This window comes from Pseudomonas sp. IC_126, from assembly GCF_004331835.1.
In the GTDB taxonomy this organism is placed as follows: domain Bacteria; phylum Pseudomonadota; class Gammaproteobacteria; order Pseudomonadales; family Pseudomonadaceae; genus Stutzerimonas.
In genome coordinates this window covers 1,116,821-1,138,590 of record NZ_SJSS01000002.1, presented here as the reverse complement: position 1 = coordinate 1,138,590, position 21,770 = coordinate 1,116,821, and the positions used below count along the sequence as shown (strand labels likewise).

Here is a 21,770-nt window from a genome sequence, read left to right as displayed (position 1 = left end):
TATTACCTCAGTTTCAGCGTAGCGAGACCAACCAGCACCAGAATCACCGTAATGATCCAGAAGCGCACGATGACCCGAGGCTCGGGCCAGCCCTTGAGTTCGAAATGGTGATGAATCGGTGCCATGCGGAAGACCCGTTTGCCGGTGAGCTTGAACGAGGCGACCTGGATCATTACCGACAGGGTCTCCATCACGAACACACCGCCCATGATGAACAGCACGACTTCTTGGCGAACGATCACGGCGATGGTGCCCAGTGCAGCGCCGAGTGCCAGAGCACCGACGTCGCCCATGAAGACTTGCGCCGGGTAGGTGTTGAACCAGAGAAAGCCGAGCCCGGCACCGATCAGCGCACCGCAGAACACAATCAGCTCGCCTGCGCCGGGGATATAGGGAATCAATAGGTACTGGGCAAAGTTCACGTTGCCCGAGAGGTAGCAGAAGATACCCAGCGCGCCACCGACCATCACGGTCGGCATGATCGCCAGACCATCCAGGCCGTCGGTGAGATTGACCGCGTTGCTCGAGCCGACGATGACGAAGTAGGTCAGCACCACGAAGCCGATCCCGAGCGGAATCTCAATATTCTTCAGCAGCGGCAGAATCAGCGTGGTTTCGACCGGCGTCTGCGCGGTCATATAAAGGAAGATCGCCGCACCGAGTCCGAACACCGATTGCCAGAAGTACTTCCAGCGGCTCGGCAGGCCGCGCGAGTTCTTCTCGATCACCTTGCGATAGTCGTCGACCCAACCCACCGCCCCGAACAACAGCGTGACGGCCAGCACCACCCAGACGTAGCGGTTAGACAGATCCGCCCAGAGCAGCGTACTGATGGCGATGGCGCTGAGAATCAAGGCGCCACCCATGGTCGGGGTACCGGATTTAGACAGATGCGTCTGCGGCCCATCGGTACGAACGGCCTGGCCAATCTGGCGCAGCTGCAGGGTGCGAATCAGCCAGGGGCCCATCCACAGAGAAAGCACCAGTGCAGTAAGCACGCCGAGGATTCCGCGCAGGGACAGGTACTGGAAGACCGCGAAGCCCGTGTGGAAGCGTTGCAGATACTCGGCGAGTAGCAGCAGCATCAATGTTTCTCCATGCCGGACGCAGAAAGCGCAGCGACGACCTTATCCATCGCGGCGCTCCGTGATCCCTTGATCAATATTGTTGTGGCGTTGCCCTGCTCCAGGCGCAACGCATCGATCAGGCTCTGCTGATCGACGAAATGGCGACCGCCAGCCCCAAAGGCATTGACGGCATGCTTCATCAGCGGACCGACCGCGAACAGTGCATCCACTTTGCCGGCAGCGTAACTGCCCACCTCGCGATGGCCTTGTTCGGCCCACTCGCCCAGCTCGCCCATGTCCCCCAGCGCCAGCACGGTGCGCCCGGCGAAGCCGGCCAGCACATCAGTGGCGGCGCAGATGGAGGCGGGATTGGCGTTGTAGGTGTCATCAATCAGCCGAACGCCATTGGCAAGCATCTGCGCGACGCCGCGACCCTTGACCGGCTGCAGGCTCTCGAGACCCGCGACGATGTGTTCGGGCGCGACACCCAGCGCGTGCGCAGCGGCCGCGGCGGCGAGTGCATTGGCCACGCTGTGGCGACCGAGTAGATTGAGCTGGACGCGAGCGGACCCGGTCGGGCAGTTCAAGACGAAGTTCGGGCAACCGCGTTGGTCATAAGCAATCGATGATGGATGAAAGTCCGCCAGAGGGCTTTGTATCGCGAAGCTGAGCACCGATTTTCCGGCCGTCCGCTGCTGCCAAGTGGCATAGGCGCGGTCGTCGCGATTGAGCACGGCGATGCCATCAGCCGCGAGGCCGTCAAGAATTTCACCCTTGGCCTCAACGATCTTCTCGGGGCCGCCAAACTCGCCGACATGAGCGGTTCCGGCGTTGGTAATAAGACTGACATCCGGCTGCGTCAGGCTGGCGGTATAAGCGATCTCTCCGAGCCGCGAAGCGCCCAGCTCGATCACTGCGGCCTTGTGTTGAGGCGACAGCTCCAACAGCGTGAGCGGAGCGCCAAGATCGTTGTTGAGATTGCCCCGAGTGGCCAGTACCGCATCGGCGCCAAAGGCGGCGCGCAGGATGCTGGCGAGCAGCTCCTTTACGCTGGTTTTGCCACTGGAGCCGGTAATTGCCGCGACCGGCCCAGTAAAGACGGCGCGGTTCAGCGCACCCAGCTGGCCCAGCGCGATGCGGCTGTCGGCCACCACCAATTGAGGCAGCGAAATATCGTCCACGTGCCGCTCGACCAGGGCGGCAACGGCGCCCTTGGCAGCGACCTCGGCCAGATAGGCGTGACCGTCGAAGCGGGGACCGGTCAGCGCCACGAACAACTGTCCTGGTTCGATGGCACGACTGTCGGTGCTGACTGAACTGAACGCCGCATCGGCATTCGCCAGCCTGGCGGACAGCGACTCGACGAGATCACTCAGGCGAATGGCTTCAAGCATTGGAACCCCTCCAGGCAGCCAGGGCGATCGATGCCTGGTCGAGATCGGAGAACGACAAGCGCTCTCCTTTGATCTCCTGATAATCCTCATGGCCCTTGCCGGCCAGCAGCACTACGTCATCGACATGGCTATCGGCGATGCAGCGGGCGATGGCGTCGGCACGACCCGGCACGAAGGCGGCCCGCTCGGGTGCCCCGAAGCCGGCGCGAATCTCATCGAGAATCTGCAGCGGATCTTCATTTCGTGGATTGTCATCAGTCACCACAACGCTATCCGCCAGGCGCTCAGCGACCTGCGCCATCAGCGCACGCTTACCGCGGTCGCGATCGCCACCGCAGCCGAACAGGCACAACAACCTGCCACGAGTATGCGGTCGCAGTGCGCTGAGAACCTTTTCGAGGGCGTCAGGCGTATGGGCGTAATCAACTACGACCAGCGGACGCTCACCACCACCCAGACGCTGCATGCGTCCGGCAGGACCGTCGATCTCAGGCAGTACGGCGAGGATTTCATCCAGCGGATAGTGCATCCCTAGCAGCGCGCCGATCGCCGCGAGCACATTGCTGACGTTGAAACGGCCAAGCAAAGGGCTACGCAGCGAGCGTTCACCCTGCGGGGTAATGAGGCGCGCATGGATTCCGTTGTCGTCCAGCCGCGCCTCTGGGCAGTAAAGGTACGCGGAGGCATCGTCCAGGCTGTAGGTGATCAGCCGTGATTCGCCTTTTTCAGCAGCAAGAACGCGCCCGAACGCATCATCCAGATTGATCACGCGGCAGCTGAGCTCCGGCATCTTGAACAACCGAGCCTTGACTTCACCGTAGGCTTCCATGGAGCCGTGATAGTCCAGATGATCGCGCGAAAGATTGGTGAACACCGCCACATCGAACGCCAGTGCGGCAACCCGCCCCTGATCCAGGCCATGGGACGACACTTCCATCGCAACGGCCCGTGCGCCTTGCTTGCGCAGATTTGCCAGGTTGGCTTGCACACCGATGGCATCAGGCGTCGTGTGCTGGCCGAGTATCAGCTCACCATGAAAACCGGTGCCCAGGGTGCCGATGATGCCGCAACGCTCGCCCAGGCGATCCAGTGCCTGAGCGACCAGATAAGTGACGCTGGTTTTGCCGTTGGTTCCGGTAACCCCGACCAGGTGCAGACCACGGCTCGGCTCGCCATAGAACCGTCCGGCTATCGCCGACAATTGCTCCGCCAGATGACGCACGGGAACCAGCACGGCACTTGCTGCGGTCATTTGCACCGCGCCTTCGGCTTCGTAGGCCACCGCCGCCGCGCCGCGGGAAACGGCATCGGCGATATGCACGCGACCGTCCTGCTGGTAACCAGGCACGGCCAGAAACAGGTCGCCCGGCCGCACCTTGCGGCTGTCGAGGGTCAGCTCACGAATCAAGGTGGCGCTGTCGGCCTGAGGCAGCAGCTGATTCAACGGCATCGGCATCAGATCCGTCCTCCCTTGACCTTGGCCGCCTCGGCGGTTTGAACATCTGCGGGTGGCGGTAGGTTGTCTGGCGCAACGTTCATCAATCGCAACGCGCGAGCCGCCACTTTGCCGAACACCGGCGCGGCGACCAGCCCGCCGTAATACCCGCCCTCGCTGGGCTCGTCGACCACGACGACGACGGCGATGCGTGGATTGGATACCGGTGCCACACCGGCGAAGAACGAACGATAGGCGTCCTTGGTATAGCCACCGGTTCCGGATACTTTTTTCGCCGTGCCGCTCTTGCCAGCCACGTGATAGCCCGGCACCTTGGCGCGAGTGCCGCCGCCGCCCTCTTCCTCGACCACGGACTGCAACATCCGCAACACCGTGGTGGAAATCGTCTTATCGATGACTTGCACGCCTTCCTGCGGCTGGTCCAGACGCAGCAGCGACATGGGTACATTGTTGCCTTCGTTACCTAGTACGGCATAGGCATGAGCGAGCTGCGCTGCCGTCACCGATAAGCCGTAGCCGTATGCGAGCGAAGCGGTCTCCGCATCCCGCCATTTGCGGTGATTGGGAAGGTTGCCGACGCGCTCGCCCGGAAAGCCGAGACCGGTGGCCTGACCGAACCCAGCCTGCTGCATGATGGTGTGCACTGGCTCCGGACCGATATCCAACGCGATCTTGCTGATCCCGACGTTGCTGGACTTCATCAGGATGCCGGTCAGGTTGAGCATGCCCCCGCGAGAAACGTCGCGAATGGTGTACCGGCCGATACGCATCCAGCCCGGCAAGGTATTGACCACCGACTCCGGCTGGTATTTACCTGTCCCGAGCGCTGCCGCGATGCTGAATGGCTTGACCGTCGAGCCGGGCTCGAACACGTCGATCAACGCACGATTGCGCATTGCCGATGGCTGAAGATTGCGGCGATTGTTCGGGTTGTAGGTAGGCTGGTTGGCCATGGCGAGGACTTCGCCGGTTTGCACATCGACCATCACCAGACTGGCAGCCTTGGCACCGTGCTCCTGCACTACCTTGCGCAGCTCACTATGAGCCAGATACTGCAAACGCAGATCGATGGACAACGCCAGCGCCTTGCCGGGCTTGGCGTTCTTGACCACCTGCACATCCTTGATCAACCGGCCACGGCGGTCCTTGAGCACCTGACGCTTACCGGGAACGCCGGCCAGCCACTCGTCATATGCCAGCTCCAGGCCTTCCCGGCCACGATCGTCGATATCCGTGAAGCCAACCACATGCGCGGCAACCTCGCCGGCGGGATAGAAGCGACGGAACTCCTCCTGGGAATACACGCCCGGAATGCCGAGATCCAGCACACGCTGGCCCTGTTCAGGTGTCAGCCCACGCACCAGGTATGTGAATTCGCGTTCGGCTTGCTCCTTGAGGCGCTGCTGAAGCGCGACCGGTTCTTGGCCTAGCGCTTGCGCCAGCTCTGGCCAACGCGTTTGCGCAGCCTGAAGCTCACGCGGATTACCCCAAAGCGTCGTGACCGGCGTGCTGACTGCCAAAGGTTCGCCGTGGCGATCTGTAATCAAGCCGCGATGCGCCGGGATAGGAATGTGCCGCACACTGCGAGCGTCACCTTGGTTCTGCAGAAAGCTCTGATCGATCACTTGCAGATCGACGATACGCCACGCAAGGGCACCGACCATCAGCGCCAGCAACGCCAGGACGATACGAAAGCGCCACGGATACAGCGCGCCTTGGAGCTTCATTGAGCCACCAGCCTGACATCAGCCGCTTCCGGGATGAGCATCTTCAACTGCTCGGTCGCCAGCGTCTCGATACGGCTATGCGCCGTCCAGGTGCTCTGTTCCAGAATCAAGCGACCCCACTCGGCCTGCGCCTTGTCGCGCACGCTGAGTTCGCCATACAGCTCGTTGAGAAGTTGGCGGTTCCAGTGCGCGCTATAGGCAACCGCGATCGCCGACAAGAGCACGGTAATGAACAGCACCAGCATCATCAGGCTGCCGTTGGGCATGGCGCGTCGTAGCGTATTCACCGCAGCTTCTCCGCAACGCGCATCACGGCACTGCGTGACCGGGGGTTGGCTTTGACCTCTTCGGCGGATGCGTACTGCGGCTTGCCCAACAGTTTCAGGCGTGGCACGAACTTCTCAGGAATGATCGGCAGGTCGCGGGGCAGGTTGTCGGCTTCGCCCTTGGCGTGGCGGCGCATGAATTGTTTGACGATGCGGTCTTCAAGCGAATGAAAGCTGATCACCACCAGCCGGCCACCGACATCGAGCGCCTCGAGAGCAGCCTCGAGCCCGACCTCCAGATCACCGAGCTCATTGTTGATAAAGATGCGCAGCCCCTGAAAGGCGCGAGTCGCCGGATTCTTGCCTTTTTCCCAGGCGGGGTTGGCAACGGTCAGCACCTGAGCGAGATCGGCCGTACGCTCGAACGGGCGCTCGGCTCGCCGTTGCACGACGGCGCGCGCCATGCGTTTGGCAAAACGTTCTTCGCCGTACTCCTTGAGTACCCGAGCGATATCTTCTTCGCTGGCCGTGGCGATCCAATCCGCAGCACTGACTCCGCGACTGGGATCCATGCGCATGTCGAGAGGGCCATCGTTGAGGAAACTGAAGCCGCGCTCCGGATCGTCCAGCTGTGGCGAGGACACCCCGAGGTCCAGCAGCACGCCGCTCAACGTACCGGTCCAGCCGCGCTGCGCGACTTCGGCCCCGAGCTCGGCGAAACTTCTCTGCACAACGACAAAGCGGCCATCCTCGGCCGCCAATGCTTGCCCCGTAGCGATTGCTAGCGGGTCTTTGTCGAATCCTAGCAAACAACCCTCAGGCCCAAGCTGCCGCAAAAGAAGGCGGCTATGGCCTCCGCGCCCAAAGGTGCCGTCCAGATAGCGGCCATCCGGGCGCACAGCGAGCGCCGCAACGGCCTCGTCGAGCAACACGGTGACATGGTTATAGCAGCTGGTCTGGGTCACAGGATTAGATCACGCAATGCTTCCGGCAACGCGCCGGGTTGTTTAATGGCCGCCAGATCCGCATCTGCTTGCGCGTTCCAGTCGTCCTCGTTCCATAGGCTGAACTTGTTGAGCTGACCGACCAGCATGGCCCGCTTGTCTAGGCCGGCGTATTCACGCAGGCGTGGCGGCACCAACACACGCCCGCTGCCGTCCATCTCCAGATCTACCGCGTTGCCAATGAGCAGACGCTGCAACCGCCGGCTCTCCTCATTCAGCGATGGCAATTCACGAAGCTTGGCTTCGATTTGCTCCCACTCGGGAAGTGGATAAATGCAGAGGCAGCGGTCTACGGCGTCGATGGTGATGATCAACTGGCCTTCACAACGCGAAACGAGCTCGTCGCGATACCGGCTGGGCATAGCTAGCCGCCCTTTGGCATCGAGACTGATGGCGTTTGCTCCGCGAAACACGGCTGCGCTTCCTCTGAATTTAGCTATCCGTATCCATAATTACCCACTTCACTCCACTTTTTACCACTCGTGCGCACTATAGAAATGCAGCAGCCCCACCGTCAAGGTGAGCCTGAGCGGAAAAAGCCTTACGGAACGGCAATTTAGCGAACGAGAGGGGAATGAACGGTCAAGCGACAAACTTGCAAGACGATCTTTTACAGGTAAACCAAAAGCCTGCCCCACAAAGTTAAAGTACTTTGTTAAGAGCAATAATATTTTGGACTAACAGAAGGGGTATTACGGGGGAAGAAGTCGGAGAGTCGATCTGTAAGCCGGGTTCTGTCGAGGACAGTCATTCCTCTACGACAGCCATCGCTGACTGCCTCTAGCAACCTACCCGGATCCAGCGCGGGCCACGCCAATGGATCCCTATTTGGTCTTGCTCCAAGTGGGGTTTACCTAGCCACGGACTGTTGCCAGCCGCGCGGTGCGCTCTTACCGCACCTTTTCACCCTTACCGGCGCCGAAGCGCTTAGGCGGTTATTTTCTGTGGCACTTTCCGTAGGCTCACGCCTCCCAGGCGTTACCTGGCACTTCGCCCTATGGAGCCCGGACTTTCCTCCCTCCCTTTTTGCCGGAACAAAAAGAGACAGCGACTGTCTGATCGACTCTCCGGGCGCTAGGGTACTGTGCACGTCCCCAGCCTGCAAGCTGAAGCCTGCAAGCTGACAAATCTCGCCGACCGAGACGCCTGCGAGCATGAAGGCGGTTCTATTCCGAACTCTTTTCTTGCAACGCAAGCTGGTAAAGCACGTTCTTTCTGGCACCGGTTATTTCGGCGGCCACGGCTGCCGCACGCTTCACAGGCAACTCCGCCAACAACAAACGCAGCACACGAAGCGCATTCGCATCGATCGCCCCTTCGCCTTGTGGCGCCTGCCAGCCGCCCACCACCAGCACGCATTCGCCACGTTGTTGATTGCTATCGGACGCCACCCAGACGCGCAATTCAGCCAACGGCAATCCTTTCAGCGTCTCGAATGTCTTGGTCAGCTCACGCCCCAAAACAGCAGGCCGCTCTGGACCGAACACTTCCTCCATGTCGGTCAGGGAATCGAGAATACGATGTGGCGCCTCATAGAAGATCAGCGTCCGCGGCTCCTCTCTCAGAAGCTCAAGACGAGTACGACGCGCGACCTGCTTTGCCGGCAGAAAACCTTCGAAGATGAAACGGTCGGATGGCAAACCCGCAGCGGAAAGCGCTGCAACAAGTGCACAAGCGCCGGGCAGCGGAACAACTCTTATACCGACCGCACGCGCCTGTCTGACGAGGTGATAGCCGGGATCGGAGATCAACGGCGTGCCGGCATCGGAAATCAGCGCCACATTTTCACCAGCCAGAAGCCGCTTGATGAAGCGACCACCTTCGTCCCGTTCGTTATGCTCATGACACGCTGCCAATGGAGTGGAGATACCGAAGTGCTGCAACAGACGAGCCGAGTGACGTGTGTCTTCTGCCGCGATCAGGGCCACCTCGTTCAGCACGCGTAACGCCCGAGCACTGATATCTTCAAGATTCCCGATAGGCGTGGCGACGACATAGAGCGTGCCTGCAGCGGAATTCACATCATCTGGCGCAGTCACAGGGCGTACCTCAGTCACGGAAAAACGCGCATTGTAGCCCGTTTAGCGGTCACGACATCGCAGCCCCTGCAACCCTTGGGTACAATCCGCCGACACTCGCAGCGCCTCCAGGAATGATCACATGATGGCTCGCTTTCGCCCGTTTCTCTTCTTATGCATTGCCGCCGTGCTTTCGGCCTGCGCCAGCTCGCCGTCCTCTACCCTGGGCGAGCTGCCGCGCACTCCGCAGGCGTCGACACAACAATTGCTGAAGGAAGCCGATGCCAGCGACCCGGCCGAAGCTGCACTGTTGCGTTTATCGGCTGCCGACCAGAGCATCCAGCAAGGCAACCAGGCGCAGGCTCGGCAGATACTCGAACAAATCGATATCGAGCAGTTGATGCCGGCTCAGCAGATGTTTGCCAAAACCCTGGAGGCGGAGCTGGCAATAGCGGACGGAGAGCCACAGCGCGCCCTTCAAGCCTTGCAACATCCCGCATTCCGACGCCTCGCGGAGCTGCCGGTAGATCAGCAGCTGCGCACCCAACTGGCGCGCGCGCAAGCATTTGAAGCCAACGATCAGCCCCTCGACGCGGCGCGCGAGCGCACTTTCATCGCACCACTCCTAAGCGGCGAAGCAGCGGAGCGGAATCATGAAGCGATCTGGTCGCTGGTATCGAGCCTGCCGGCAGACCAGCTGCAACCGACCGCAGACGTGGATCTTTCCGGCTGGTTAGCGCTTGCCGCGACGGTAAAACAGGCCGGAACCATAAGTCAGCAGCAGCGGGCGATCGACGCCTGGGTGCAGCAGAACCCCAGCCATCCCGCCGCACGACGCCTGCCCGAGTCGCTGGTAAAACTCCGAGAGCTGGCAGACAAACCGCTGACCCACGTAGCGTTACTGCTCCCCATGGATGGCCCGCTGGCTAGCGTAGCGCGTGCACTGCGTGACGGTTTTCTCGCCGCGCATCTGGAAGCACAGCAAGATTTGAAAATCGAGCTGTTCGACAGCTCCCGCCTATCTTCGCTCGATGACTTCTACCGACAGGCAGAGGCGTCGGGGGTCCAGCTGGTCATTGGCCCGCTGGACAAGAAGATGGTGCACGAGCTGGCCGACCGCGAGCAGCTGCCGATAACCACCCTTGCTCTCAATTACAGCGACGCGAACCAGAAGGCGCCGCCTCAGCTGTTTCAGTTCGGCCTCGCTGCAGAGGACGAAGCGCGCGAGGTTGCGCGCCGCGCCTGGGCCGATGGGCATCGCCGTGCAATAGCTTTGACGCCGCGGGGCGACTGGGGCAATCGCGTCTATGACGCGTTTCGCCAGGAGTGGCAGGAACAAGGTGGAACCGTAGTTGCTGCCGCGCCGCTGGCCGAACCCGTCGAACTGGCCAATCAAATTGCCGACCTGCTGCAGGTACGCAGCAGCGGCGCTGCATCACAGCCATCGCGCCGCCAGGATGTCGACTTCCTGTTCCTTGCAGCGACACCGCAGCAGGCGCAGCAGGTCAAGCCCACCCTGATATTCCAATATGCCGGAGATCTGCCCGTATACGCGACCTCTCATCTGCACGCCGCAACCGATAATCGCACCCAATACCTCGATCTCGAAGGTATCCGGTTCACCGAAACACCCTGGCTGCTGAATCCCCAGCTGCCCCTTCGCCAGGAAATCGAACGCAAATGGCCACAAGCGCGGGGAAGCCTGGGCAGGCTATACGCCATGGGTGCCGACGCCTATCTGCTCGCACCGCGCCTGAACCAACTGCTAGCGTTGCCGGAAACACAGCTCGACGGCCTGTCCGGCACGCTCAGCATCACCCCCGAGCAGCGAATCGAGCGACGCCTACCGTGGGCCGAATTCCACGATGGTGAAGTCCAACCGCTCGCGGACACTCCCTATTGAGCGCAACCAGCAAACAGATCAGCGGACAGCTCGCCGAAGAATTCGCACAGCGCCACCTGCAACTTCACGGACTGCGCCTGCTTTGTCGAAACTGGACATGCCGCAGCGGCGAGCTTGATCTGGTCATGCTCGATGGCGATACAGTAGTATTCGTCGAGGTTCGCTACAGACGCCACGCCGCATGGGGTGGTGCTCTCGAAAGCGTCGACTTGCGTAAACAGCAGAAGCTGATCAAGGCAGCCCAGCTGTTCCTGCAGAAGGAGTCCCGCTGGGCGAGGCACCCATGCCGCTTTGACGTGGTCGCCATAGGGGCGACAGCGGACGCCTCGGAAAAGCCCAACTGGATCCGAAATGCGTTCGACAGTTGATCAGAGCGCTCCGCCCCGTACCGCCAAAACCGCATCTGACCAATTTCCTTACGGCGCGGCCCAAGCAGCCCAGCCCGTCACCTGAAGGTTAAACTCCGATGGACATGCAATCCCGTATACGTCAGCTCTTCCAGGCCAGCATCGAAACCAAGCAGAACGCCATGGAGGTGCTCGCCCCTAGTATCGAGCAGGCCGGACAGGTAATGGTCAACACGCTGCTCAGTGAAGGCAAGATCCTGACTTGCGGCAACGGTGGATCGGCGGGCGATGCACAGCATTTCTCATCAGAGCTGCTGAACCGCTTCGAGCGGGAGCGCCCCAGCCTGCCTGCGATAGCCCTGACGACCGACAGCTCAACGCTGACCTCCATCGCCAATGACTACAGCTATAACGAAGTTTTCTCGAAGCAGATCCGCGCACTGGGTCAGCCGGGCGACGTGCTGCTGGCGATCTCCACCAGCGGCAACTCCGCGAACGTCATCCAGGCGATCCAGGCTGCGCACGATCGCGAAATGGTTGTCGTCGCGCTCACCGGACGCGACGGCGGAGGAATGGCGTCGCTGCTGCTGCCAGAGGACGTCGAGATTCGCGTTCCGGCGAAAGTGACCGCGCGCATCCAGGAAGTTCACCTGCTCGCTATCCACTGTCTGTGCGATCTGATCGACAACCAACTGTTCGGGAGCGAAGAATGAAATCGGTTCGACTGCCTGTATTCACGCTTGCACTGACCTTGGCCGTAACCGGCTGCAGCTCAGTTCTCACCGCCACGCGCGACGATCCCATCAACGACAACCGTGGAACCCGCACGATCGGCAGCAAGATCGATGATTCCCTAATCGAAACAAAAGCAGCCGTGAATATCGCTAAGGCTCATGCCGATCTGGACAAAGCGTCGCATATCGTCGTTGCCAGCTACAACGGAGTGGTGCTGCTGGCCGGCCAGACGCCACGGGAAGAGCTGAAGCAAATGGCCGAACAGGCCGCCAGTTCGGTACAGCGCGTCAAACGAGTACACAACGAGCTTCAGGTACTGCAGCCCTCATCGGCACTGGCCCGCAGCAATGACTCTTGGTTGACGACCAAGATCAAGGCGCAAATGCTCACGGACGAGAACGTTCCCGGCTCGCGCATAAAAGTCATCACCGAGAACGGCATTGTCTATCTGCTGGGGCTCGTCACTCGTCAGGAAGGCAACCGTGCCACAAACGTGGTGCAGGGCGTCTCCGGCGTACAACGCATCGTCAAACTGTTCGAATATATCGACTGAAGGCAGCTCCAAGCCAGCATGAGCGGCGCCATAGCTCCGCCAGCTGAGTGCTCTTTCGCTCTTGCTTCAGGCTTGCCGCTTGGAGCTTGCAGCTGCTTACTTAACGACCTTCAAACTAGGACGGCCCGCAGAGGCCGGGCGTGATGGTGCGCCTGCTCCAACCGAGGCATCATCGGTGGGCGCATCGTCATCCGGCGGCGTCGGCTCAATCTCGAATACCATTCCCTGCCCGTTTTCCCGCGCATAGATCGCCATGACCGCCGCGGAAGGGACATGCAGACTATGCGGAACGCCACCAAATCGGCCTTCGAACGTAATCGTCTGGTTGCTCATCTGCAGGCCACGAACCGCACTGGGTGCAACATTCAGCACGATCTGGCCATCGCTGGCAAAGCCATCAGGCACCTGAACACCCGGATAGTCGGAATTGACCAGCAGATGTGGAGTGCAATCGTTATCCACGATCCACTCATACAACGCCCGAACCAGATAGGGACGACTTGAAGTCATATGCAGCCTCTCTTAGCGCATGCCGCGCTCAACGGCGGATAGACTGACCTGGAAGGCCTCGCGAGCGAAATTGGTTTCCATGTAATCGAGCAGCGGCTTTGCAGCCCGGGGCAACTCGATACCGAGTTTGGGCAAACGCCACAGGATAGGCAACAGACAGCAATCCACCAGACTGAACTCTTCACTCATGAAATAGGGCTTTTCGGCGAATACGGGCGATACGCCTGTAAGGCTCTCGCGCAGCTCCTTACGAGCCTGCACCCGAACCGCCTCTGTGGTTCGGCGATCGAGGATTCGGTCCACCAGAGCACACCAGTCCCTTTGAACTCTATGCGTCAGCAGCCGGGTATTGGCCCTTGCAACGGGATACACCGGAAGCAACGGCGGATGCGGATAGCGCTCCTCCAAGTACTCCGTGATTACGCCTGGCTCATACAAAGCCAGATCACGATCCACCAACGTAGGCACGCTGGCGTATGGATTCACTTCTGTCAGCCTGACAGGACAACGCACCGGATCGACGTCGATTATCTCGGCGTCGACACCTTTTTCGGCAAGCACATAGCGCACCCGATGCGAATAATGATCGGCGGGATCGGAATAGCAGGCCAACCGGTTGGTCACGGCCATAGGGTCCCTCCTCATTGAAATTTATGGCGCAGCAGAAAAAAACGCGCGCCCAAAAGGGCGCGCGCAGGGTACCGCATAACAGCGACGGATCAGTGGACGTCTTTCCAGTATTCCCGCTTGAGCAGATAGGCGAATACGAAGAAGACCGCCAGGAACAGCAGCACGTACGTACCGATGCGCTGGCTTTCCAGCTTGACCGGGTTGGCCGAGTAGGCCAGGAAGGTCACCAGATTCTTGATCTTCTCGTCGTACTCCGCTTCGGTCAGCTCACCGGTGCCCGGCACAACCGTCATTGCGTTGCAGTCTTCATGCGTGATCGGCGTACCCGTCAGCGGATCAAACTGCTTGCGGCCATCCTCGACAACCTGGACCTGCTTGCAGGCAACCGACTCCCCTTCTGGCAACTTGCTCGGCAGGACCTGACGGCCTTGCAGCGGCGCCAGGACGTGCGGCATGCCCACGTTAGGGAAGACCGTATTGTTGACGCCATACGGGCGCGCCGGGTCTTCGTAGAAACTGCGCATGTACGAGTACAACCAGTCATTGCCACGCACTCGTGCCACCAGCGTCAGATCCGGCGGAGCCGCGCCGAACCAGCCCTTGGCATCATCCGGCTTCATACCGATTTTCATGTGATCGCCAATCTTGGCGTCAGTGAAGACGATATTGTCGAGCATGACTTCTTCTGGAATACCCAGATCTGTCGCAACACGCTCATAGCGCTGGTACTGCGCGCTATGACAACCCATGCAGTAGTTGGTAAAGGTTTTCAGGCCGTCCTGCAGCGCTACCTTGTCAGTCAGATCGATATCGACTTCATCGAGGTGAACGCCGCCACCAGCGGCGAAACCAAATGCCGGCACCAGTGCAAGAATCAATGCAGCAAATTGCTTTTTCATCAGCCAGCCACCCTTTGCGGAACTACTTTGGTCTTCTCGAGCTTGGTGTAGAACGGCATCAGGATGAAGTAACCGAAGTAGATAGCAGTACAGATCCGAGATACCAATGTGCGCTCAGGAGTAGGAGACAGCACGCCAAGCACGCCGAGGATGACGAAGGAAATACAGAACAGCACGAGAGCTACCTTGCTCATCCAGCCCTTGTAGCGCATGGACTTGACTGGGCTACGATCCAGCCATGGCAGCACGAACAGCACAGCGATCGCGGCACCCATGGCGATTACGCCCAGCAGCTTGTCCGGAACGGCGCGCAGGATCGCGTAGTAAGGCGTGAAGTACCAGACAGGCGCGATGTGCTCGGGCGTCTTGAAGGCGTTCGCCACTTCGAAGTTCGGCTTCTCGATGAAATAGCCACCCATTTCAGGGAAGAAGAACACGATGGCGCAGAACACGAACAGGAACACCACCACACCGACGATATCCTTGACCGTGTAGTAAGGATGGAACGGAATGCCATCGAGCGGCACGCCAGCCTCGTCCTTGGTCTTCTTGATATCCACACCCATCGGGTTGTTCGAACCCACTTCGTGCAGTGCCAGGATGTGCAGAACCACCAGGCCAAGGATCACGATCGGCAGCGCGATGACGTGCAGCGCGAAGAAGCGGTTCAACGTGATGCCGGAGATCAGGTAGTCACCGCGAATCCACTGGGTCAGGTCAGCACCGATGACAGGAATCGCACCGAACAGCGAAATGATCACCTGGGCGCCCCAGTAGGACATTTGGCCCCAAGGCAGCAGGTAGCCCATGAAAGCCTCGGCCATCAGCGCCAGATAAATCATCATGCCGAAGATCCACACCAGCTCGCGCGGCTTCTGGTAGGAGCCGTAGAGGATGCCGCGGAACATGTGCAGATAGACGACGACGAAGAACGCCGATGCGCCAGTGGAGTGGAGGTACCGGATGATCCAGCCGTATTCCACGTCCCGCATGATGTATTCGACGGATGCGAATGCACCTTCGGCGGACGGCTCGAAGCTCATCGTCAGCCAGATGCCGGTGAGAATCTGGTTGACCAGAACCAGCAACGCCAAGGAACCGAAGAAGTACAGAACGTTGAAGTTCTTCGGTGCGTAGTACTTGCTCAGGTGGTCTTCCCACATCTTGGTCGCGGGGAAGCGCGCATCGACCCATTCCATGAACTTGCTCATCACGCGCTCTCCTGATCCACGCCGATGACGACCAAAGAGTCCGTCTCGTAAGTGTGAGGGGGAACCGGCAGGTTCAAGGGCGCAGGCTGGCCCTTGTAGACGCGGCCAGCCATGTCATATTTCGAACCATGGCACGGGCAGAAATAGCCACCGAGCCAATCGGCACCCAGATCAGGCGCCGCAACTTCCGGACGGAAGGACGGGGAGCAACCGAGGTGAGTGCATAGTCCGACCACAATCAGTACTTCCGGCTTGATTGAGCGAACCGCAGGATCAACATAGGTCGGCTGTTCGGAAGCTTCGGAATTCGGATCGGCGACCGTATCGGTGAGTTTGCCCAGATTGGCCAACGCCTCCTCGGTACGACGCACGATGAACACCGGCTGACCGCGCCACTCGGCAACCATCTGCTGACCTGGCTCGATCTTGCTGATATTTACCTTAACCGGTGCACCGGCTGCCTTGGCTTTGGCACTCGGGAACCACGATCCCACGAACGGGACCGCGGCACCCACCGCTCCTGCAGCACCTACTACCGAAGTAGCGGCTACGAGGAAGCGACGCCGGCCAGCATTCACGCCGTCATTGCTCATTCAGTCGTCTCCCATCAGTTTCTTATGGCCTACCGAAAGCAGGCGTCTACTACGTGCGTCTACCGTAAAACTAGGCCGCGAAAAAATTCGCCAAATGGTAAAGAAAAGCCCCTTGCATGACAAGGTAATAACCGGACACAACTAGGCGCCAGGCCCCGAAAGTCGGGACTTCTTAAACGCGACACGCTGTCGCATGGGTGAAAATCAGCCCATAAAAAAACGCCCAGCTTCGTATGAAGCTGGGCGTTTTTTGTGAAGCGGATTAGCGCTTCGAGTATTGCGGACGCTTACGCGCTTTACGCAGACCGACTTTCTTACGTTCAACTTCGCGAGCATCGCGAGTAACGAAGCCAGCTTTGCGCAGAGCAGGACGCAGTGTTTCGTCGTAATCCATCAGCGCACGAGTAATGCCGTGACGGATGGCGCCAGCTTGACCACTTACGCCACCACCAAGAACGGTAACGTAGATATCGAACTTCTCGACGGTTTCGGTCAGCTCCAGCGGCTGACGAACCACCATGCGAGCGGTTTCGCGCCCGAAGAAGTTGTCCAGCTCACGGTTGTTGATGGAAATCTTGCCAGTGCCCGGGCGCAGGAACACGCGCGCGGTTGCAGTCTTGCGACGGCCAGTGCCGTAATTTTGAGTCGCCGACATAATGAACTATTCCGTTAAATCTTCAGTTCTTGGGGCTGCTGAGCGGTGTGCGGATGATTGGCACCCTTGTACACCTTCAGCTTACGATACATGTCGCGACCCAGCGGGTTCTTAGGCAGCATGCCTTTGACCGCGGTCTCGATCACACGCTCTGGCGCCTTGGCGATCAGCTTCTCGAAGTTGATCGATTTGATGCCACCCGGGAAGCCGGAGTGAGAGTAGTACATCTTGTCGGTGGTTTTCGCACCGGTAACACGCACTTGCTCAGCGTTGATAACAACGATGTAGTCACCGGTATCGACGTGAGGGGTGTATTCCGCCTTGTGCTTGCCACGCAGGCGGCTAGCGATTTCGGTTGCCAGACGACCCAGGGTCTGGCCGGCAGCGTCGACGACGAACCAGTCGCGCTTGACGGTTTCCGGTTTAGCAGTAAAAGTCTTCATTCGTTATAGCCTCAGGGGCCGCCCTGAAAATAAGACGGCGAATCTTACTGAATGGTGCTCGCCCTGGCAAGGCCAGGACAGCCGGAAACAGACGCTATCGGGGGCTCGGGTCAGCGCGTCCGCTACGGCAGTGTTCGGCAGGCTAGGCATCCCCTACCTTGGTTTTTGCGTCAGCGGGCTAGGCATCCCCGGCGACAGGCTGCGGAATTATCCGGATTACGCGAAAAATAGCAAGCATGTTAGTAGGCGAATCATCACCCGCCGTGCCCGCCCCGTCACTCACCGAGGCATAATCGCGCATCAGCACGAACCGACTCGGCTCGTGGCTCAGAACGAAACTTATCGGCCGACCCCATAATCCGATTCACGAACCTAACAGACCAAAGGACTCCGCATGGAACTGCGCCAACTTGGCCGCACCGAATTGAATGTCAGCGCGCTGTGCCTGGGCAGCATGACCTGGGGCGAACAGAACGATCAGGATCAAGCGTTCGCTCAGCTGGATCGCGCCAGAGCCGCAGGCATCAACTTCCTCGATACCGCCGAAATGTATCCAGTGCCGCCGCGAGCGGAAACCTATGCCACCACAGAGCGCTACATCGGCAACTATTTCAAGGCCCGCGGGAATCGTGCCGACTGGATCCTGGCCAGCAAGATCGCCGGACCCGGCAATGGAATCAGTCACATCCGTGACGGCCAGCTGAAGATGAACAGGCAGCACATCGTTGCGGCCCTCGATGCAAGCCTTCAGCGCCTGCAGACGGACTGGATCGATCTGTACCAACTGCATTGGCCAGAACGCAGCACCAATTTCTTCGGCCAACTCGGTTACCGCCATCAGGAGCAGGATTTCACGCCCATCGAGGAAACGCTCGAAGCCATGGACGAGCAGGTAAAGGCCGGAAAGATCCGCCACATCGGTCTGTCGAACGAAACCCCCTGGGGCACAATGAAGTTCCTGCAGCTCGCCGAAGCCAGAGGCTGGCCGCGCGCCGTTTCGATCCAGAACCCCTACAACCTGCTCAATCGCACCTTCGAGGTCGGCTTGGCCGAAATAGCCATTCGCGAACAGTGCGGGCTGCTGGCCTATTCGCCCCTGGCTTTTGGCATGCTCAGCGGCAAATACGAACAAGGCGCTCGACCGGCCGGAGCACGAATCACGATGTTCAGCCGTTTTTTGCGCTATACCAATCCACAGTCGCAAGCCGCCTGCTCTCGATATGTGGCACTTGCTCGCGAACATGGCCTGGACCCGGCCCAGATGGCGCTGGCCTATATCACGCAACAGCCTTTCGTCACTAGCAATATCATCGGTGCCACGTCACTCGACCAGCTGGAAACCAATCTCGCCAGCGCCGAATTGCGACTGTCCGCCGAGGTGCTTGAAGGCATAGAGGCGATTCACACCGAACAACCCAATCCCGCACCCTGAGGAATACACAAAAAAGAGCCAGAATATTGGTATCGCCACGATCGCCAAACCCAGCCCGCACAAGCGAAGAGCCCGAACATGATTGCCGCCGAACTGCTCGCACCATTCAGCCTTTTTCTGGGCTGGCTGCTTTATACCGCCGGGCTGCTCTGGGCCTGCGCGCGAGCGCCCTGGGTGGAACTGTTCAGCGATACCCGGCGCCAGCATCTAGTGTTCGGCGCCGTTCTGGCGATATTTCTGCTGTGGCTGGTTCGTCGAGACTTCGACTCTGGGTTGTCCTTCCACTTCATCGGACTGACAGCCGTAACACTCTTACTGGACTGGCCACTGGCAATCCTTGCCGCCTTCATTGCCCAGCTTGGGCTGACCGTGACGGGCCATCAACAGCTGGTAGCGCTCGGCCTGAATGGCGTGCTGTTAGTACTGATACCGGTTACGGTAACGGAGCTCTGCGCCTTTGCCGTGGAACGCACCCAGCCGCGAAATCTTTTCGTCTACATTTTCTTTTCCGGCTTCTTTGCCGCCGGCCTAGCAGCGCTTTTGTGCATTCTGGCCGGACTGGGAATCCTGCTGATCGATGGTCGCTATCCAATGCCTCCCTGGCTGGAAGACTTTGCCGGCTATATCTGGCTGGTGATGTTTCCCGAGGCATTCATCAACGGAACCGTCGTCAGCGCTCTGGTCGTCTTCTATCCAGACTGGATGGAAACCTTCAACCGCAGCCGCTATTTGCAAGCCCCCTGGAAAGATGACGGCAACAAGCAGGCTTGAGCAGTGCCGGTAACGCAACCCAGCACAAGCGACAAGCTGCTATTGCTCATAAAGCACGTTCGCCCCGAGGCCGGGCCTCCCACAAAGCGCCAGATGCATCCGATCCGTGGAGCCGCGCCCTCGCGGCGAATGCATCTACGGGCTAGACGACCGCTTCAAGCCGCCATTCTGCTGGCCCAGGCCTCAGTGCTGGCGAGGCGGCACGTCACCGGAAAAAAGATCATCCTCGAGCTCATTGCCCGGAATCGCATGCTCTTCCGACGCCCAGGCACCCAGATCGATCAGCTTGCAGCGCTCGGAACAGAACGGCCGATTCGGACTCTTCACGCCCCACTCGACTGGCGCGCCACAAGTAGGGCATTCAACCGTAGTGCTCATTCCTGACCTCCTCGCAACGTCAGATAGAAATTGTGCAACCGTTCCACCTCGGCTTTCAGCCAAGCCAGATCATGATCGTTGACCAGCACATCGTCGGCATGACGCAGGCGCTCCTCGCGGCTGGCCTGGACCTTGATGATGGCTTGGATCTGCGCTTCGCTGGACTGATCTCGCCGGGCGGCACGCTCGATCTGCATAGTTTCAGGCACATCGACAACCAGCACTCGGTCGACCTGACGATACTGGCCGGACTCCACCAGCAGTGGCGACACCATGATGGCGTACGGAGAGGTTGCCCGAGCGAGATGCTCGGCAACCTCCAGACGGATCAACGGATGGAGCAGCTCCTCAAGCCATTTGCGCTGAGCCGGATCCTGAAATACCCGCTCACGCAGCGCCGCCCGATCCAGACTGCCATCCGATGTAAGAACCGGCTCGCCGAAGCGCTCTGCGATCAACCTCAACGCCGGCTTGCCAGGCTCCACCACCCAGCGCGCGGCATGATCGGCGTCCACCCAGTGCACCCCGAGCTGCCCGAATGCTTCCACCACAGCGCTTTTTCCGCTGCCGATACCGCCAGTCAAACCAAGCACCCATGGCTTCATCACGCACCGCCCAGACCAGAAACGACGCGCAGTAGTAACGCCTGATCAGCGTGGATGCAAGTTGCTGGAGTTCATGGATGGCAAATTCGCAATCAACGTGAGTCTGCCCTAGGGATGAAAACGATGGGCTTCGAGCTGGCAAATCTTCTTCGCCACGGGGCGCCTCCCACTGGTCAGTGTGCACCACGGCTTATGTAGGAGGCCCGCCCTCGGGGCGAAGCTTTTGCATCTGATTTTATCCACGCCCCGCGTGGGTACGCAGGCTAGGCTGCTCTGCGTCCGCTCTTCTCAAGCACAACCTCCGTTCGTCAGAACCCCGCGAACTGCAGATAACTCGACGTGATTTGATCACCCCAAAGCAGGGCGACCCAGCCAGCGATCGCCAGATAGGGCCCAAAAGGAATGGCCGTGCCGCTATCGGCCTTCTGCACACGCAGCATGATCGTACCCAGCACCGCCCCAACGACCGACGACAACAGAATGGTCAACGGCAAGACCTGCCACCCACCCCAGGCACCAAGCATCGCCAGCAGCTTAAAGTCGCCATAGCCCATGCCCTCCTTGCCGGTCACCAGCTTGAACAACCAGTACACCGACCAAAGGCTGAGATAGCCGGCAACCGCACCCCATACCGCATCCGGCAGCGTAGCGAACAGGCCGAACAGATTGACAAGCAATCCCAGCCAAAGCAGCGGCAACACGAGGGAGTCCGGCAGCAGCTTATGATCGACATCGATCATGCTCATCGCCAGCAGTCCCCAGGTCAGCAGCAACATCGCACCGACCTGCCAGGTGAAGCCGAAATGCCAGGCGACGTAGCCCGAGAGCAATCCGCACGCCAGCTCAACTAAAGGGTAGCGTTTGCTGATCGGCGCCTTGCATGACGAACACTTGCCCCGCAGCGCCAGCCAACTCACCAACGGGATGTTCTCCCACGGCCGAATTTCGTGATTGCAATGCGGGCAATGGGAGTGAGGGAGGATCAGATTGAACGTCGTGGCAGGCTCGCCAGGCAGCTCGAGAAACTCACGAGCCTGAGCGCGCCAATCGCGCTGCATCATGATGGGCAGGCGGTGTATCACGACGTTGAGAAAACTGCCGACCAGCAGACCAAGCACAAACACGCAGAAAACAAAGGCCAGCGTATTGCTGGCCAGAATTTGCACAATCATT

The 21,770-nt window shown here is 59.7% G+C and carries 24 protein-coding genes and 1 other RNA gene; 6 read left to right on the top strand and 19 right to left on the bottom strand.

The genetic code is table 11. The annotated features are described in order from the left end of the window. Positions 1–2: 2 nt before the first annotated feature. The 9 genes from mraY to rsmI all read right to left on the bottom strand — a co-directional run bounded on the left by mraY (position 3) and on the right by rsmI (position 8,953). Positions 3–1,085, bottom strand: a complete 1,083-nt coding sequence (mraY, locus tag E0D86_RS10595; RefSeq protein ID WP_131649951.1) for a phospho-N-acetylmuramoyl-pentapeptide-transferase — start codon at positions 1,083–1,085, stop codon at positions 3–5. Beyond that, the gene (gene murF / locus E0D86_RS10590; RefSeq protein ID WP_131649950.1) at positions 1,085–2,461 is read right to left on the bottom strand and encodes a UDP-N-acetylmuramoyl-tripeptide--D-alanyl-D-alanine ligase; all 1,377 of its coding nucleotides are present in this window, start codon (positions 2,459–2,461) and stop codon (positions 1,085–1,087) included. The genes mraY and murF overlap by 1 nt, the downstream gene beginning before the upstream one ends. Continuing rightward, complete coding sequence (locus tag E0D86_RS10585) at positions 2,454–3,917, bottom strand: UDP-N-acetylmuramoyl-L-alanyl-D-glutamate--2,6-diaminopimelate ligase (RefSeq protein WP_131649949.1); 1,464 nt, start codon at positions 3,915–3,917, stop codon at positions 2,454–2,456. The genes murF and E0D86_RS10585 overlap by 8 nt, the downstream gene beginning before the upstream one ends. Further along, a complete protein-coding gene (locus E0D86_RS10580) occupies positions 3,917–5,644 on the bottom strand; it encodes a penicillin-binding protein 2 (RefSeq protein WP_131649948.1) in 1,728 nt (575 codons plus the stop codon). The genes E0D86_RS10585 and E0D86_RS10580 overlap by 1 nt, the downstream gene beginning before the upstream one ends. Continuing rightward, positions 5,641–5,910: a cell division protein FtsL gene (ftsL, locus tag E0D86_RS10575; protein WP_131650049.1), complete on the bottom strand. Its 270-nt coding sequence runs from the start codon at positions 5,908–5,910 to the stop codon at positions 5,641–5,643. Before ftsL ends, E0D86_RS10580 begins: the two co-directional genes overlap by 4 nt. A gap of 17 nt (positions 5,911–5,927) precedes the next feature. Further along, positions 5,928–6,875: a 16S rRNA (cytosine(1402)-N(4))-methyltransferase RsmH gene (rsmH, locus tag E0D86_RS10570; protein ID WP_131649947.1), complete on the bottom strand. Its 948-nt coding sequence runs from the start codon at positions 6,873–6,875 to the stop codon at positions 5,928–5,930. Further along, the gene (gene mraZ, locus E0D86_RS10565) at positions 6,872–7,327 is read right to left on the bottom strand and encodes a division/cell wall cluster transcriptional repressor MraZ (RefSeq protein ID WP_131649946.1); all 456 of its coding nucleotides are present in this window, start codon (positions 7,325–7,327) and stop codon (positions 6,872–6,874) included. Before mraZ ends, rsmH begins: the two co-directional genes overlap by 4 nt. Before the next feature lie 294 nt (positions 7,328–7,621). Then, positions 7,622–7,981: RNase P RNA component class A (rnpB, locus tag E0D86_RS10560), an RNA gene on the bottom strand. A gap of 99 nt (positions 7,982–8,080) precedes the next feature. Further along, a complete protein-coding gene (gene rsmI, locus E0D86_RS10555) occupies positions 8,081–8,953 on the bottom strand; it encodes a 16S rRNA (cytidine(1402)-2'-O)-methyltransferase (RefSeq protein WP_131649945.1) in 873 nt (290 codons plus the stop codon). Positions 8,954–9,074: 121 nt separating this feature from the next. On the opposite strand from rsmI, the gene E0D86_RS10550 reads away from it, so the two are divergent. The 4 genes from E0D86_RS10550 (at position 9,075) to E0D86_RS10535 (ending at position 12,470) form a co-directional block, all read left to right on the top strand. Continuing rightward, a complete protein-coding gene (locus tag E0D86_RS10550) occupies positions 9,075–10,835 on the top strand; it encodes a penicillin-binding protein activator (protein WP_165914218.1) in 1,761 nt (586 codons plus the stop codon). Next, on the top strand, positions 10,832–11,203 hold the full coding sequence (locus E0D86_RS10545; RefSeq protein ID WP_131649944.1) for a YraN family protein: 372 nt from the start codon (positions 10,832–10,834) through the stop codon (positions 11,201–11,203). The genes E0D86_RS10550 and E0D86_RS10545 overlap by 4 nt, the downstream gene beginning before the upstream one ends. A 98-nt stretch (positions 11,204–11,301) precedes the next feature. Next, positions 11,302–11,895, top strand: coding sequence for a phosphoheptose isomerase (locus E0D86_RS10540; RefSeq protein WP_131649943.1), 594 nt, complete (start codon positions 11,302–11,304; stop codon positions 11,893–11,895). Continuing rightward, positions 11,892–12,470: a BON domain-containing protein gene (locus E0D86_RS10535; RefSeq protein ID WP_131649942.1), complete on the top strand. Its 579-nt coding sequence runs from the start codon at positions 11,892–11,894 to the stop codon at positions 12,468–12,470. Before E0D86_RS10540 ends, E0D86_RS10535 begins: the two co-directional genes overlap by 4 nt. Positions 12,471–12,566: 96 nt before the next feature. Here E0D86_RS10535 and E0D86_RS10530 read toward each other — a convergent pair whose 3' ends face one another. The 7 genes from E0D86_RS10530 to rplM form a co-directional block, all read right to left on the bottom strand. Next, positions 12,567–12,980 (bottom strand): ClpXP protease specificity-enhancing factor, encoded by a 414-nt coding sequence (locus E0D86_RS10530; RefSeq protein ID WP_131649941.1) that lies wholly within the window; start codon positions 12,978–12,980, stop codon positions 12,567–12,569. Between the two features lie 12 nt (positions 12,981–12,992). Continuing rightward, positions 12,993–13,610: a glutathione S-transferase N-terminal domain-containing protein gene (locus tag E0D86_RS10525; protein ID WP_131649940.1), complete on the bottom strand. Its 618-nt coding sequence runs from the start codon at positions 13,608–13,610 to the stop codon at positions 12,993–12,995. An 89-nt stretch (positions 13,611–13,699) separates the two neighbouring features. Then, positions 13,700–14,509, bottom strand: coding sequence for a cytochrome c1 (locus E0D86_RS10520; RefSeq protein ID WP_131649939.1), 810 nt, complete (start codon positions 14,507–14,509; stop codon positions 13,700–13,702). Beyond that, positions 14,509–15,720, bottom strand: a complete 1,212-nt coding sequence (locus tag E0D86_RS10515) for a cytochrome bc complex cytochrome b subunit (protein ID WP_131649938.1) — start codon at positions 15,718–15,720, stop codon at positions 14,509–14,511. The genes E0D86_RS10520 and E0D86_RS10515 overlap by 1 nt, the downstream gene beginning before the upstream one ends. Then, the gene (gene petA, locus E0D86_RS10510) at positions 15,720–16,313 is read right to left on the bottom strand and encodes a ubiquinol-cytochrome c reductase iron-sulfur subunit (protein ID WP_131649937.1); all 594 of its coding nucleotides are present in this window, start codon (positions 16,311–16,313) and stop codon (positions 15,720–15,722) included. Before petA ends, E0D86_RS10515 begins: the two co-directional genes overlap by 1 nt. A gap of 262 nt (positions 16,314–16,575) precedes the next feature. After that, a complete protein-coding gene (rpsI, locus tag E0D86_RS10505) occupies positions 16,576–16,968 on the bottom strand; it encodes a 30S ribosomal protein S9 (protein WP_131649936.1) in 393 nt (130 codons plus the stop codon). A 14-nt stretch (positions 16,969–16,982) separates the two neighbouring features. Then, complete coding sequence (gene rplM, locus E0D86_RS10500; RefSeq protein WP_019342644.1) at positions 16,983–17,411, bottom strand: 50S ribosomal protein L13; 429 nt, start codon at positions 17,409–17,411, stop codon at positions 16,983–16,985. Positions 17,412–17,805: 394 nt separating this feature from the next. Between rplM and E0D86_RS10495 the strand changes: the two genes are divergently transcribed. Together E0D86_RS10495 and E0D86_RS10490 are read left to right on the top strand one after the other, a co-directional pair. Further along, positions 17,806–18,843 (top strand): NADP(H)-dependent aldo-keto reductase, encoded by a 1,038-nt coding sequence (locus tag E0D86_RS10495; protein WP_131649935.1) that lies wholly within the window; start codon positions 17,806–17,808, stop codon positions 18,841–18,843. Positions 18,844–18,921: 78 nt separating this feature from the next. Beyond that, positions 18,922–19,614, top strand: coding sequence for an energy-coupling factor ABC transporter permease (locus E0D86_RS10490; RefSeq protein ID WP_131649934.1), 693 nt, complete (start codon positions 18,922–18,924; stop codon positions 19,612–19,614). A 183-nt stretch (positions 19,615–19,797) separates the two neighbouring features. Here the strand turns inward: E0D86_RS10490 and yacG are convergent, their stop codons facing one another. The 3 genes from yacG to E0D86_RS10475 all read right to left on the bottom strand — a co-directional run bounded on the left by yacG (position 19,798) and on the right by E0D86_RS10475 (position 21,769). Next, positions 19,798–19,992, bottom strand: a complete 195-nt coding sequence (gene yacG, locus E0D86_RS10485; RefSeq protein WP_131649933.1) for a DNA gyrase inhibitor YacG — start codon at positions 19,990–19,992, stop codon at positions 19,798–19,800. Beyond that, positions 19,989–20,597, bottom strand: coding sequence for a dephospho-CoA kinase (gene coaE, locus E0D86_RS10480; protein WP_131649932.1), 609 nt, complete (start codon positions 20,595–20,597; stop codon positions 19,989–19,991). Before coaE ends, yacG begins: the two co-directional genes overlap by 4 nt. A 308-nt stretch (positions 20,598–20,905) precedes the next feature. Further along, positions 20,906–21,769 carry an A24 family peptidase gene (locus E0D86_RS10475; protein WP_131649931.1) on the bottom strand — a complete coding sequence of 288 codons (864 nt, stop codon included), beginning with the start codon at positions 21,767–21,769 and terminating at the stop codon, positions 20,906–20,908. Position 21,770: the final 1 nt, after the last annotated feature.